Source organism: Desulfosporosinus burensis, from assembly GCF_054657535.1.
In genome coordinates this window covers 33,414-48,687 of the sequence record NZ_BAAHYN010000015.1, presented here as the reverse complement: position 1 = coordinate 48,687, position 15,274 = coordinate 33,414, and the positions used below count along the sequence as shown (strand labels likewise).

At 37.7% G+C, this 15,274-nt stretch carries 7 protein-coding genes; 6 read left to right on the top strand and 1 reads right to left on the bottom strand.

The window, feature by feature from the left end; all coding sequences use genetic code 11:
- Positions 1 to 286 precede the first annotated feature (286 nt).
- The 5 genes from ACYQ3Q_RS22960 to ACYQ3Q_RS22940 all read left to right on the top strand — a co-directional run bounded on the left by ACYQ3Q_RS22960 (position 287) and on the right by ACYQ3Q_RS22940 (position 14,400).
- Entirely contained in the window at positions 287 to 2,617 is a 2,331-nt protein-coding gene (locus ACYQ3Q_RS22960) for a phosphoadenosine phosphosulfate reductase domain-containing protein (protein ID WP_459930786.1), read from the top strand.
- 12 nt (positions 2,618 to 2,629) lie between these two features.
- A complete protein-coding gene (locus tag ACYQ3Q_RS22955) occupies positions 2,630 to 6,841 on the top strand; it encodes a hypothetical protein (RefSeq protein WP_459930785.1) in 4,212 nt (1,403 codons plus the stop codon).
- Positions 6,825 to 9,101: a BREX-4 system phosphatase PglZ gene (gene pglZ / locus ACYQ3Q_RS22950; RefSeq protein ID WP_459930784.1), complete on the top strand. Its 2,277-nt coding sequence runs from the start codon at positions 6,825 to 6,827 to the stop codon at positions 9,099 to 9,101. Before ACYQ3Q_RS22955 ends, pglZ begins: the two co-directional genes overlap by 17 nt.
- An 11-nt stretch (positions 9,102 to 9,112) precedes the next feature.
- The gene (gene brxL, locus ACYQ3Q_RS22945; protein ID WP_459930783.1) at positions 9,113 to 10,576 is read left to right on the top strand and encodes a BREX system Lon protease-like protein BrxL; all 1,464 of its coding nucleotides are present in this window, start codon (positions 9,113 to 9,115) and stop codon (positions 10,574 to 10,576) included.
- Positions 10,577 to 11,169: 593 nt separating this feature from the next.
- Complete coding sequence (locus ACYQ3Q_RS22940) at positions 11,170 to 14,400, top strand: DEAD/DEAH box helicase (RefSeq protein ID WP_459930782.1); 3,231 nt, start codon at positions 11,170 to 11,172, stop codon at positions 14,398 to 14,400.
- A gap of 280 nt (positions 14,401 to 14,680) precedes the next feature.
- Here ACYQ3Q_RS22940 and ACYQ3Q_RS22935 read toward each other — a convergent pair whose 3' ends face one another.
- Positions 14,681 to 14,923, bottom strand: coding sequence for a helix-turn-helix transcriptional regulator (locus ACYQ3Q_RS22935; protein WP_459930781.1), 243 nt, complete (start codon positions 14,921 to 14,923; stop codon positions 14,681 to 14,683).
- A 135-nt stretch (positions 14,924 to 15,058) separates the two neighbouring features.
- Here ACYQ3Q_RS22935 and ACYQ3Q_RS22930 point away from each other — a divergent pair, with 135 nt between their 5' ends.
- Entirely contained in the window at positions 15,059 to 15,229 is a 171-nt protein-coding gene (locus ACYQ3Q_RS22930; protein WP_459930780.1) for a hypothetical protein, read from the top strand.
- The last annotated feature ends 45 nt before the right edge of the window (positions 15,230 to 15,274 follow it).

Genomic DNA, 15,274 nt, shown 5'->3' with positions numbered 1-15,274 from the left:
AAAATTATTGAACAAAATGAAAACTTCTCTTATCAATAGAAAATACATTATTTTGAGCAATATACCGTCAGGTTTTAGGAAATATTTATGGCATTCATGCAGCGGAATTGATAGTAGTTCATTACGCTATACCCGTAGGGCAATATAGATCCAGTATTAGGACTATATACACATATAGAATTCCACTATGTCCTACTTGCTATAAATTGGCGCACAACGAAGTGATATTATGGAAGAATCAGCACATATGGCAGCAATAAATACGATAAAATAAGGACGATGTGGTATGTATAACTACACCTGGGATGTAGATACAGGAGGATATTTGCTGGATACAAAAGTAACTGGTGTTATCAAAGAAGTACGTCCTGTATTCAAAGACGAATTAAAATTATTAGGATTTGACCAGCAGTTTGGTTGGAAGCTTCCGGATGTTGATACACCTTTAATGTGGGCAGAGGGAAGAAGATACATTTATCTTGGGAATTGTATCGGCGAAGCAGTTGGTGGGGGTCTTTATGAATTACCCACATTAAAAGGCTATGTAAATGACATTGAAATCAGACAAGTAGACGTTCAAGCTATGGTTGAGAAAAATAAGGTGCTGATGGCAGGGCTAGTTCAGAAGACTCTTCGGTTTATCTATGAAACGTATAAGACGTACTTTAGAAAAGTAGATCTATTCTATCTTGCATTTAGTGGTGGAAAAGACTCTATCGCAGTTCTAGATTTGGTTCAACGTGCGTTACCTCACGATGGTTTTATTGTCGTGTTTGGTGATACTTCCATGGAACTCACTGAAACTTATAAAGCAGTTGAACTAGCAAAAAACAAATGGGATACATTAAGTTGGCATGTAGCAAAAGCGGATTTTGATGCCACTGAATCTTGGAGGAAAATTGGACATCCAGCACGTAATTTGCGTTGGTGCTGTAGTGTTCACAAAACTGCTCCATCCATACTAAAGGTTAAAGAAATATTATCTTTTCAAACCAAAGGAAACGCTAATTTTAAAGTAATGGTTTTTGATGGAATACGAGCTGAGGAAAGCGATGCACGCGCTTCATATTCTATGGTTTCGGAGGGGAAAAAGCATGCCGTACAATTCAACTGTAGCCCAATCCTTGAATGGAATACCTCTGAATTGTTTCTTTATATGCTTGAAAATGAGTTGTTCATAAATCAATTATACAAAGTTGGAGCAACACGTGTAGGTTGTAAGCTTTGTCCGATGGCTTCTAACTGGTATGAATGTATATTAAATCATGTGTATCCTCAAGAGGTTTCCCCATTATTGGAAGTATTGTATGAAACGATAAAGAAAGATTTCAAATTAGAAAGCGAAAAAAATCGTTATTTCCAAGATGGAGGATGGAAATCAAGAATTGGTGGCAGGGAACTTGCAATTGGTGAAAATAAAATCACTGAAATCAATTCAGACGGAAGTAACAAGTTTGTTATAAGAAACGCAAATTATAATTGGAAAAAGTGGCTTCCAACAATTGGTGACTTAATTGAATATGGTAACGAAAGATATTCAATAGAATATAAGGATGTTAATTTGCAGTTCGAAGCTATCGAAGATGGAAAAACAACAACTTTGATATTAAAACCGTTATTGAAGACAAAATCCTCAATTAGATTTATGTATTTGTTAAAAAATGCTCTTAATAAAGCCGCTTACTGCGTAAATTGTAAAGCTTGTATGGTAGAATGTCAGTTTAATGCACTAAAAATTACTGATAATGATATATCTATCAAAAACTGCAAGCACTGTGAATCGTGCCTTGACTTACGAAAAGGTTGCGTAGTTGCAAAATCATTAGGTATTTCAGGGGGAGGAAATAATATGAGCATAAAAAACATAAGCAGATACCAAAATTTTGGCTTTAGACAGGAATGGTTAGAACTATATTTTGAATTAAGAGATGAATTCTGGATCAATGAACGAATGGGAAAATATATGCTCATCGGATTTAAAACCTGGCTAAAAGAGAGCGGCATAACAGAAAATAATGCTTTAACATCTTTTGGTGAAAAGCTGTCATTGATTGGAAGCAGTTCTTCTAATACATGGGCTTCGATATTTACTAACTTAGCATATGAGTCTCCAATTATTAATTGGTACGTTAAAAATACAGAATTTTTCAGAGCGTATCGATCTGATGACTTGGCTATTTTACTTGGGGATACATATTCCCCGACAACAAAAAGTAATGCGCTTTCTTCTCTCAAAGAAACGCTTAGATTTTCTCCAATCGGTTGGCTTCTAGGTCAAGGAGAATGCGAACTAAAAGGTAAGGCGGTTAAATCGATCACCCGTCATGGATGGTCTGACCCAGAACCCCTAGCCATCCTTTATAGCCTCTATAAGTTTGCGGAGAGATCTGATCATTTCTACAGCTTCACGGTATCGGACTTGTTTGATGAAGCAGAACGTGAAGGAATCAGCCCTGCTAAGCTTTATAATCTGGATCGGGATACTTGTAACCACATTATTGAAGGACTAGCTAGAGATTATAGTGACTTTATCAGGGTTAACTTTAACAAGGACATGATGGAAGATGTTTATTTGGTAAGCGAAAAGACATCACTTGATGTTGTTTCATTATATTAAGGGGGAACAGTTATGGCAAGGAAATACGATGAATTCATAAGTGTTGATGCTGATTTTATACCTGTTTTTAGTGAGCATAGCGACGCTCTATTCCCTAATAAATGGAAATCCTTCTACCCTCATGACAGTTTTAAATCCATAATAGCGCAGTTGATAGACACCTTGGAAAAAGGAATTGTTAATAAGGATTTGCCAATTTGGATGCATGGTGCTTATGGCACAGGAAAAACATTTGCTTCCTTTGTAATTAAACATTTATTAGAAGACCGCTTAAATGATGTAGAGACATACTTTTCATCAAACAACATGCAAGCACTGTTTGCCAGAATTGCTGGTGTACGCAATCGAGGTAATATCTTAGTTGTACATCGCAGTTCTTCGTCAAGTGTGGTTGGAGACAACAAGTTGTTTAACTGTATCATTGAGTCTATTAAAGGTGCATTAGCAAAAGGTGGGTATACGTATCGGGGCGGCAAGAGCCAGTACGACAATATTTTGAGTTCTTTAAAAGATCCGTCAGCCACTTTCAATTTTGCAAATGCATTTGAAAGACACAAGAGAAAATTTGAAGGGTATCAAGACGTTGAAAGTGTAGTACGCGACTTGGAGGACCTTGGAATTGTCGATAGTGTGGATCTTTTGGAGACTATTGTAGAAGTAGCTGAACTAGAGAATTATAACTGGTCTTCCTCTTATAATGATGTTATTAATTGGATTGAAGATGTAGTAAAGGGAAACAAGTTGTACGCCATTGTATTCATCTGGGATGAATTTACTGAATTTTTCAAGAACAATCAAAACAATATCACTGGACTTCAAGAAATTGCTCATGCAGCAGCACGCATTAATTTTTACTTTTTCCTGATCACACATAGCGCAACACAGATTATTAATGATCAAAATGCAAAGAAAATCATTGAGGCCAGGTTTAAAATTAGACCTATAGATATGGCTGAAACCACGGCCTTTAAGCTGATGGGGCAAGCTATCAAGCGCGACCTAGACTTGAGTATTGAATGGGACAAGGTGTCTAATGATTTGTGGGGTCGAGTGGAAAGGGTAACGAGAAACACCATTATTTACCATTCTAGGGATGCGAATGAAGCAGAGTTAAAAAGCCTTTTGCCAATGCATCCGTATGCCGCCTATTTACTGAAAATAATTTCGAAGGAGATTAGTTCTAATCAACGGACGATGTTCCAATTCCTTAGTGGTGATTATCAGGACGGCGATAAAGAAAAATGTAATTTTAGATGGTTTCTAAAAAATCATAATAGCGAAATTGGTGAATGGAATTATTTAACATCTGATTATATCTGGGATTATTTTTTTACAGATGATAATGTTGACTTGAATGTTTCATTCAAGTCGGCTATTGCTCAATATGATAACTTTGTCTCCCTTTGCGGAGGCAATGAATATAAGCAAAAAGTATTGAAGGTTGCTCTCTTGCTCTCAGCGATTCAGCAGAAGAGTGGAACAGGCCGTGCACAGGGACAGTCTGTGTTACTCCGCGCAACTATGAATAACATCTCTACTGCTTTTGTAGGGACTCCGGTCGAGACATTAGTTGCTAGTACAATGGCTGAATTTGTTTCCAAAGGCCTTTTTTCTACCATTCAGGAAGGAAACGACACCCTCTACATTCCTCCGGTCGGGAATATTGACCAAGAACGCTTTGATAAGATAAAGGAGGATGTCAAAAAGCAAATCACCTTTGAGAAAATATTGTCAGATGCTACTTATAATGTGACCGAACTGTTTAAGCCGGATGGTTTTTTGAATTATCGTTTCCAGACTTTTGTAATTACGCCGAATAACTACAAAGCTGCCTTAGATGAAGCAAAGAAAATCGGCCCATATCTTACCCCATCATTTTACATCTTTGCCCTAAATGATGTTGAACAATCGAAGTTCAAAACCATTATTGCTAAAATTCTAAACGATGCTGGCAGAAATGTGGTCTTAGTAGATTTCTCATCTACCCCATTTAACGATGTAGCGTATGAAAAGTTTTTAGTTTCAAAAACCGAGGAGCGTTACTATGGAGAAGATAGCAGTCAGGGAAAGCTGGCAAAGCAGAATTCAGCAAATGAGATTTCTGATTGGAAAAAGAAACTGAATGTTACACGTCTTGATATTTACCCCCAAACGAATGGGCAGCCTAATCAGGTACAAGGTGGAAGCAATTTACGTAAGAAACTAAAAGAGTTTAATGCATTATGGTTTGGTTGCGGTTTGGAAGAAATATCAACAAATGATAAGATATTCGCGCCTTCAGGGTTTAAAGAAACCGTGGCGCAGATGGCGATGAATCGTCTGGCTATTCCGCCCAACTATAGTTATTTGAATCAGATATCAACTAAACTTACAAATGAGAATATTTGGAATAACCCCGATTTTGTATCTTCGTTACCGAACCACACGGTTTCAAAAATGAAAAAATGCATAACCGATACTATCAAAATGTCATTACGCAAGAACAGTATGGTTGCAATTAAAGATATTTGGAATGCTTTGCAACAACCACCATTTGGGTTACTAAGTTGTACAGGCGCTGTTTTTCTACTTGGATTTTTACTTAAGGAATATGCCGATGGAACTTATTATAAGTTTGATGGAGCAAATACTGTTGCTCTTAATCATACCGATTTGAGCGATTTGATTTTCTCAGTTGTAAAGGGACAACCGAAAGCAAATGGTCAATTTATTGTAAAGCAGAAGCCAGAACATATTGAATTTTGTCGCATTACAGGCAATGTGTTTAAGATTGCAAAAGACAAACAGAATTCTATTCAAGACATTGTGAAAAATATTAACATCTTCTTGCGAAATAACGAGTATCCGCTTTGGACACTGGAACATTATATATCCAATGATTTGGATGAGGAAGAAATTACTGGTGAATTGCTTCATGCCATCCGGTTGTATTGTGAGCTTATCTCTCCCAAAAGGATGGCTGGTCGCGATATTACTCACGTTGCTGAAGATCTTTATGCACTGTACAAGCAAAATGCAGGAATAGATACCAAGCTAGAAACGCTTGTTCGTGTCGAGAATCTAAAGACCGGTATGGAATATTATATTGCTGTCTATAGACCAGAATTGATCCAGGTTATCAAACGTCTCGGTATACCAAGTCATGATTTGCTAACAGCATTAAATAAGAAGTTGAGTGCAGATTCCTCGTATCTTTGGGATGTTAGTGATACTAATCAGCAGATTGACAATCTTTTGGAAGATTATGTGTTAATTGATACTATAAACCTTGTTCTATCCGAGAAGCAGGTTTCTTTAGATAATGCATATAAAGCTGTTGAGAAAAAGTTAAATCTCATTAAGTTGCCAGATGCTCTACTATTGGAAGCACGCCCTGAATTAAAAGAAATCTTGAATAGTCTTAAATCCATTCGGAATAAATCAGTTACTAATAAGGCAGATGTAATTAAGCGGATTCTTTTGCAGACAGATGCGTTAAATGCTTTTTTTGCTAACCAGTTGGATGTATTTTATGATTCATTGAAGAATCATATCGTTGATATTTCTACTGATGAGAAGGACTATCTCTATAATCAAGTAGATGAAAAAGCATTCTTCAAATCTGCAGAAGAGTTTATTATGAGTATGAACAATAATCTTAAAGTCTTTCGTAAAAATAAAAAGATTAATCGGCTTTATGAGCTTTGGGAGAGCAAAGCAGGATGTACATCCCCAACGGCATGGTCTAAGCAGAATAGGATTCCCATACTGTGCTTGTTTGAAGGCTCATTTCAAACTGCTTCGAAAATATTCGAGCTTCTTAACCGTACAAGAAATGCTCAATCTGAAGTAGAATTAGACGATGCGATTGCATTTATTAGTGGAGATGCGCTAGAGGTCATAAATTATTCTAACCAGCACAATCAAATATTTCGAGCTTATTTCTGTGGTGAATATGCTTATATCATCGATGATATAAATGAACTTAAGGATGCATTTATTTTCGCTATTGGCGAAGATATCTATAGTTGGGTAAACAAGAGAAAAGCTACAGAAGAATGCGTCAAGAAGTTAGCAGAAAGAAAATATAAAAGCGTATATAAGCAAAAGGTGATAGAAAAGATTTCTAACCTATCCGCCAATGAGGCACAAAAGTTTTTAGTAGAGCTTATTGAGGATAAACCGCTCGTTGGCATTAATATCCTCAAAGGTCGAGGTGGTGAACAGTATGCAAATTTTCGATGACTTTCCTCTGTTCGTTGATTTTTTAAATAAGGATGCAAGAATAGCTGATTTCAACCCGGTACGCTTTATTAATGTGGAGACAATGAAGATGTGGGGTCGAGTAAAATCATTCCTGACTACCAATTCAAAAAAGTTTATAAGACTATCAGATTTTTGCCAAAATGAGGATATTGCTCCAAATATGAATTTATTGAGAAAAGAGATTCGCTTAACTAATGCTTCTACCTTGGTAACGCCACTTTCTGAGTACCTCCGCATCAATCGCCCTATCGCAAACAAGATGATTTACGATATTTTACATGCAAACTTTGAGAATAACCACGAAGGAAAATTAAGAGTTTATATTCTGCTCTATCGGATGAAAGATATTTTAAGCAATCTTGAACTAAGTCCTAATGAGACAAAAACTGTTTCGTATATCAACGAAAGTTCGGAAAACGATTACTCTCTTACGATTGTGCAAAAAAATTTTGATTTTTCGATTGACGGAAATGTAATTGATGGTTTTAAAAAATACTTGATCTATTGGGAACAAAACCCGGATAAGCCGATTATCCTTTGTACAATGAATGCTATAAACTATTCAGACATTGTTTTCTCAGATAATGTCATGGTTATTGTAAGTGCATATGATTTGCTTCGCCAGTATTTTGGAATGCCTAATACCTTAAATAAGGAATTAGGAACAGATGAACAGTGGAGTAAATTGGCTTCTGAATATAGCAAAGTGAAAAATCTGGATTTAACAATGTGTACATTGCTTTCAGCATCCAAGTACAACGATAATTTGTTTGAAAACTGGAATACGTATGATAGTCTTAAACAATGGTTGTTATGGATTTGGGCCAGATTACAAACAAAAATAGAGTATTTAAAAATTTCATCCAATAATTCCAAATCCGTACATGATTTTGAAAATATCATTTTTATTGGTATTGTAGAATTCCTGGATAAACCACGCTTTAGCGAGTTTTATGAGGAACGTAAGGTTTTATTAAATGCTATGAAATTGCCTGTTACAAATGCAAGGATGACTGCTTTTGATGAATTAGATCCTCTGAATCGTATGAGATGTTTGACAGACAGAACACTGGAAGAAAAGCAAGCTATAATAAAATGCTTTTCCGAAGTGTCTGATACTGAAGCAGCTGAACATATCCTGGAATCAGTTTATCCTCTGGCCTATTATTATCTTCAGAATATTGGATTTAACGATACTGATGTAGAAGAATACTTTAAGGCTTATCGCAGGTGTAAAATCACGAACAAAGGTAATGACAGTTTTATTAATATGGTAAATATGATAGCAAATGAACATGGGACAAAATTTTGGGGGCTACCGTCAAGAAATACGCTTGTCGAACAGCAATATGCCGATAATACAATCATTCTGTTCGTGGATGCTCTAGGAGCAGAATATGTTAGTGCGCTTAAAAGTGGTTTTGACGAAAATGTATATGATATTGATATACATTTTGGCCATAGCAACTTGCCTTCTACAACAGAACGAAACAATGATTTTTATAAAGGTAAAAATCATGCAACACCATACTATGATTTAGATAGCCTAAAGCATTCAAATTGTATATACCCACAAAGCGTCGTCCAAGAGCTAGACCATATTCTAGAGATACAGCATAAAATAAAGGAGTTATTAGCTGAGTATGATACGGTAATGATTGCTTCGGATCATGGTTCAAGCAGACTGGCAGTCTTATACCGCGGCGAATCATTCGACACGAATGAAACTGCTGAAAGATACAAGTATGGCAGATACTGTGTTGATTCTGAAGGAGACTACTCTGCATCGCAGGGATGTATACGATATGATACCGACGATAAAAGTTATTGGATATTTGCCAACTATAATCGTTTCAAACAAAAAGGAGCCCCTGTATGTGAAATTCACGGGGGTGCTTCACTAGAAGAAATGATTGTTCCTGTCTTTTGCGTTAGCAAGAAAGGAACCCAAAATCAGTTTGTTGTTTTGACCATATTAACATCAACCATAAAGATGTCCATCGATAAAAAAGTCATGGTTCGTTTTAAGGCAAATCAGAAACTGAGGAAAGTTGTTGCAGTCGTAGATAATAAGCGTATTAACTGTAGCTTTACGAATGGTACTTATACATTCGAACAGCATATTACTGACAACAAAACTGAATATTCTGCTAGAATCATTTCGGATAATCGGATTGTGGGAGAAATAGGCTATAAAGTAATTCATGGCATGCAAAAAAGTACTAAGTTTGATATATGATGGAGGTTTTCATGGTAAATCAAAATATAGAACAAAAACTAAAACAATACTTTGGAGAAATGTTAGTCTTTAAAAGTCCCGATAATGGTAAGTTTTTTTCTGCACTAAGCCTTCCGTCATTTATGCGTGACTGGCTAGTGATGCGTTTTGCTGGTGAAAGCGGCCAAGTGAATAAAGAAGAAATAGCAGCTTATGTAAGAAAAACTATTCCTAAAAAAGATCAATGGAAACAGCTACAATTTGAAATGTTGCGTAATTATCAATCTGTTAGATTCCTGGCAAAAATCAAAATAGACTTTGATACCTCTTCAAGAACGGCATACTTTAGTCTCCCAGACTTTGGAGTTCCAAAGGTAAAGGGTGAAGCTGTTGCTGATTGGGATGTTATTGAGCAGAACAAAGAATATTTGCTTGCTCCAAATGAGGTTTGGGGGATAGTTGAACTTTTTTGCGAAGAAACGGAAGAAAAACGCAATCAAAGCATTATTAAGCTAATAGATTTCACACCGTTTTGTCCCTATCAAATTGACATTGACTATTATTGTGAGGCCCGTAAACAGTTCACTATTGAAGAATGGATTGACATTTTGTTAAGCGCTATTGATTACAATCCAGAAGGCTATGTTAGTGTATCACAAAAGCTAACGATGTTAAGCCGCCTTCTTCCATTCGTCGAAAAGAGAGTGAATTTAATTGAACTGGCTCCAAAGGGAACAGGAAAATCCTATTTGTTTTCCCAGATTAGCAAATATGGCTGGCTTGTTAGTGGAGGTAGCATTTCCCGAGCAAAAATGTTTTATGATATGAATAAACGCACTATGGGACTTGCTTCACACTATGATTATGTCGCATTTGATGAAATCCAGAGTATAAAATTTACCGATAAGAGCGAAATGCAAGGTGCGCTTAAAGGCTATCTTGAGAGTGGCGAATATCGTGTTGGTGACTATAAAGGTAACGGTGATTCTGGATTGGTTCTTCTAGGCAATATTGATATTAGATTAATGAACACTAACACAAATATGTTTGTCAGCTTACCAGATATATTTCATGAGTCTGCATTAATAGATCGTTTCCATGGCTTTATCAAAGGTTGGGATATCCCAAGGATGAAGGAAAGCCTTAAGGTTAATGGATGGGCACTTAACGTGGAATACTTCAGTGAGATTATGCATATTTTGCGTGGCGAGCTAATCTTCCGAGCGATAGTAGATGAGCTCTTGGTGTTGCCCAAAAATGCAGATACTCGTGATACTGAAGCCATCAAACGAATTTGCTCTGCGTTTATGAAACTACTCTTTCCAAATGTCCGTAGAACTGAAGATGTAAACAAGGAAGAATTCAAAAAATACTGTTTAGATCCAGCTATGGAAATGCGCCGAGTTATTAAAACTCAATTAAGTATCATTGATTCCGAATTTCTAGGTAAAAATATTCCAGAAATTACAGTGGTGGGTAGTAATGATGAAAATTAATTGTACTTATTGCAATAGTGAGCTCTCTAAAGATGTGGAAGCTCTAAATAAAAAGCTATTGGGCTTAAAGACCAAAAAAAAGATGTGTTTGATATGTTTGGCTGATTTTATGGGTTGTTCGGAAGAAGATCTCTTAATAAAAATTGAAGAATTCAAGGAACAAGGATGCGCACTATTTGTATAGTGTCGGGAGGGTAAGTGACAATTTAAGTATTTAACTGTTAATGCGGCAAAAAGAAATTGGATATAGCTGTCTTCCAAGTTATGAAATGAGAAGAGGGGATTTGGAAGGTGGATTTGTCTACAGACCAACAAGATTGAATAAGGGACTGAAGTTAGATATATAGAATAAAAATAAAATCATAAAGCATGTTCTACATACTTGTCGATAAAACCTCTTAGCCAGGAAATATCCACAATTTTTGTTACCATATCTCATCATAGGCGAGATCCTACTTTGCAAACCGAATGAAACTTTTGGGAATTCCCATGCTGTTGCACTTGTTGAAGTTGAGTTTAATAGCCTTGACTTTGTCTCCATAGATTTTTTACCTGTAGAAAATCTTTAGCTAGTTGCGAGTTAGAGGTGGAGCATGTCAGAAATCATCTATGGCCTATACGAGCAAATCATTAACGGAATCATCAACGAAAACCTGAATAAAGTGGATCAACAACTTTTCATAAAAGATACTCAGCCCCTTGATTCGGCTGAGTCTTCTAAGATTCTGGCAGATTACCTAACTAAAATTCTACGCGAGATTTTTGATTATATCAAAGATGGGGATGCTGTCGTCAGAGATCGGGTGAGTTTATGTAATGGTATCTTGCAGTACATAGGAGAGTGTATTCAAAAAGGAAGCTTTAGTTTTAAAAAAGATGAGGAGACCTTTAAGCGAGTTGAGAGTTTCCTAATTACTCAAGATGCCCAGATCTTATTAGCCCTTGTGGACAAGAAAGCAAGCAGACCAAGAGCTTTACCCGCCTCTGAAAAGACTGTGAGACCAGAGACTTCTATCTCAGAGAACTCCCTCTTTACTGGGGCGGTCCATGAGCCGAGCATGATCTCAGAACTGAAAAAGGAAATCATAAGCAGCGACAGAATTGATTTTCTCGTTTCGTTTATCAAGTGGAGCGGCTTGCGGTTAATCATCAATGAGCTGACCCAGTTTACAATGGGTGGCGGTAAACTGCGGGTTATCACGACTTCCTATCTGGGAGCCACGGATTTTAAAGCAATCGAACAACTCAGTAAACTGACTAATACAGAAATCCATATTTCCTATGATACTGAACGGACTCGCCTTCACGCTAAAACCTATGTCTTTTGGAGAGATACAGGTTTCAGTACTGTTTATATCGGATCGTCGAATATCTCTGAGTCAGCCATGACGAGCGGTTTGGAATGGAATATTAAGCTATCCCAATATGACTCAGTGGATATTCTGGAGAAAATCCGGGCCACGTTTGAAGGGTATTGGAATAATCTTGAGTTTACGCCTTTTATTGCAGCCCTTGATTCCGAGCGCTTGAGAAAAGCCTTGAGGTCTGAGAGAAGAAGCAGTCAGGATGAAGCGAATGACTTAGCGTTTCACTTTGATCTTAAACCTTACTATTATCAGCAAGAAATTCTGGACAAATTGAAAGCTGAACGGGAAGTCCATCACTCGTTTAAAAACCTGGTCGTTGCGGCCACGGGTACTGGTAAGACAGTCATCGCCGCCTTTGATTACCGGGACTTTTGCAGGGCAAACCCAAATAGATCAAACAAACTACTCTTTGTTGCCCACCGAAAGGAAATATTAAGTCAGAGTTTATCTTGCTTTCGAGGGATACTCAAGGATCTCAACTTTGGCTCGATGATGGTTGGAGGCCTAAAGCCAGAGAACTTTGACCATTTATTTGTCTCCATCCAATCTTTTAACTCGAAGGATTTAACAGAGGTTACTTCGCCTGATTTCTATGATTATATTGTGATTGACGAATTTCATCATGCCGCTGCCCCATCCTACCAAGAACTTTTGGAGTATTATAAACCGAAGGTGTTACTCGGACTGACAGCAACTCCAGAGAGAGCGGACGGACGAAGCATCTATTCTTATTTCGAGGGCAGAGTTGCTGCCGAAATCCGGTTATGGGAAGCAATTGAACGAAAATTACTCAGTCCTTTTCATTATTTTGGCGTGACGGATAATGTTGACCTTCGCCAGGTTCAATGGGTTGCTGGAAATTATGATGAGAGGGAGCTAGAAAACCTCTATGTTTTTGAAAAAGCGATTGCCGAAAAACGTGTTGGGTATATCATCAATGCCATGGAGCGATATTGTCTTGATCCTTCCGAAATCATCGGAATTGGTTTTTGTTTAAGTAAAAAGCATGCTGAATTTATGGCCCAGGTTTTTAACAAAGCGGGGATTCCTTCAGAATTTCTAGTCGCGGAATCGGATAACGATGACAGAGATAGTGTAAAGCGGCGCCTGGTAACGAATGAAATCACCTTTGTTTTTGTGGTGGATATCTATAATGAAGGAATTGATATTCCTGAAGTGAATACGGTTCTTTTTCTGCGGCCAACGGAAAGCTTAACCGTCTTTTTGCAGCAGTTAGGTAGGGGGCTAAGACTCTGTGAGGGGAAAGAAGCCCTGACGGTCTTGGATTTTGTGGGACAAGCGCATCAGAGGTATTCTTTTGAAGACCGTTTTAAAGCCTTGTTATCAAAGACTCGAAAAACCATTGAGCAGGAAATTAAGACGGGTTTTGCCAATGTGCCTAGAGGCTGCTCAATCCAATTGGAAAAACAGGCTCAGGACTACATTTTGGAGAACATCCGAGATGCGGTTAATACTAAGCGCAATTTGATTGGTAAGCTTTATGATCTTATAGAAGTCAAACATGAGCTAAAAGTCAGGGAGTTTTTTGAGGGTTATCATGTAACACCACAAGATGTCTATAGCAAAAAGGTAACGGTTGTGGGGCTGGCGGCTCAGGCTGGTTTGCTCAAGGGATATCAGGTAGATACAGAGCGGGAACGATTGCTTGCCACAGCACTAGGAAGATTATCTTTAGTAAATTCCAGACGCTGGATTGGTTTTATGCAGAAGATCCTACCACTGATTCTTTTAGGTAAAGGTTCTTTATTGCATTCTTTGACTACGGTGGAACGGACAATGCTAACCATGGTCCACTATACCCTGTGGGGTAAGGGGCTTGGTGATCTGGGAAATAGGTTTGCTTCAATAGAAGAGGCGATTTATTGGGCCATTAATGATCTACGGCTTTACCAAGAACTGATGGATTTGCTGGACTATCAGTTCGGCAATATCGATTTCGTGGATAAGCCTTTGGTCGGATTTGAGGATGAATACCCACTCGACTTATATTGTGCTTATACATTTGATCAGATTTTAGTGGCTCTGGGAAAACATACGGAACAAAAGAGGAGCTCTTTCCGGGAAGGAGCTCTCTACCTAGCTGAGAAGAAGCTGGATGTCTTTTTCGTGACCTTGAACAAGTCGGAAAAGGACTATTCTCCGTCAACCATGTATCAGGATTATTCCATTAATGAAGAGCTATTTCATTGGCAGTCCCAAAGCCGGACGACGGTGGAATCCCTGACAGGGCAGAGGTATCTTAACCAGCCAGTCAATGGTGGAAAGGTATTGTTTTTTGTGAGGGAGTATAAGAAAGAGGGAGTGTTTGCTTCTCCCTTTACCTGTCTGGGCTTTGCCGATTTTCAAAGTCACTATGGTTCAGCGCCCATCAGTATTGTCTGGAAGATGAAGGAGCCGCTGCCGGGGTTTGTGATGAGGAAGACGGTAAAGATTTAAATTTCTGCTGTTAATACGCAGATCTATCCTCGCATTATTTCTAGCTCGGTCTTTGCCGTTCATGCTGATTCTAATGGTTTTGCTCTTAATTTAGTGAATATAAGCCTTGGAAGTGGCTGACTTCTTGATCGCTGTTAATAATATCAGGTTTCATAGGTTTCTATTGCCTCTTCAATGCTCGTATGACAAAGTCAGACTGCATGGTGTTACTTAATGCACACTATTTATGCCCCGAAATGAGATTTGAGTAGATTTCTCAAATGTTAGGATTATTGGAGATTCATGTGAGTTCTTGTTCTAAATTGCTAAAGACATCCGTATTAAAAAAGTCCGACAGAGAGATTTCTAAACCATCACACAACTTTTTAATGGTTACAATACCAGGGTTCAGGCTCTCATCATTTAGGATGCTTTTTATAGTCGATTGTGGTACAGCGGCACGATAGCTCAAAGCATTGGGCGTTATATTCCGTTCTTTGCATAGTTCAACAATTCTATTCGCTACTGCTTTTCTCGTATCCATGAATACACCTCCTAGTGAGTTATCACTAATAAAAGCATACAGAAGAAGAATAAGTTTTGTTAGTGATATAACACTAAGGTATATTATGTGTCATAATTAGTTATATAACACTAATTGCAGAGAGGTGTATTTTGCGTGCCAGATTATAAGGAAATGTATTTTCAACTTGCCGCCAAAGTGGCAAATGCTGTTGATATTCTTGTTGAAGCGCAGCAGCAAGGAGAATACGATTATTCTGAAGAAGAAAGCCCGGTTATTTTCCTTAAAAATTCTAGACCAGAAGAGAAGGGTAGTGATCAAGCATGATGATCATTTTTGAACAACCATAAATTAACTAGGACCTTTAAGCAA

What these genes read in the sequence shown, in the direction of transcription:
- ACYQ3Q_RS22935 (WP_459930781.1), bottom strand. Translation starts at nt 14,923, where the DNA reads ATGGATACGAGAAAAGCAGTAGCGAATAGAATTGTTGAACTATGCAAA.
- brxL (WP_459930783.1), top strand. Translation starts at nt 9,113, where the DNA reads ATGGTAAATCAAAATATAGAACAAAAACTAAAACAATACTTTGGAGAA.
- ACYQ3Q_RS22940 (WP_459930782.1), top strand. Translation starts at nt 11,170, where the DNA reads ATGTCAGAAATCATCTATGGCCTATACGAGCAAATCATTAACGGAATC.
- pglZ (WP_459930784.1), top strand. Translation starts at nt 6,825, where the DNA reads ATGCAAATTTTCGATGACTTTCCTCTGTTCGTTGATTTTTTAAATAAG.
- ACYQ3Q_RS22955 (WP_459930785.1), top strand. Translation starts at nt 2,630, where the DNA reads ATGGCAAGGAAATACGATGAATTCATAAGTGTTGATGCTGATTTTATA.
- ACYQ3Q_RS22960 (WP_459930786.1), top strand. Translation starts at nt 287, where the DNA reads ATGTATAACTACACCTGGGATGTAGATACAGGAGGATATTTGCTGGAT.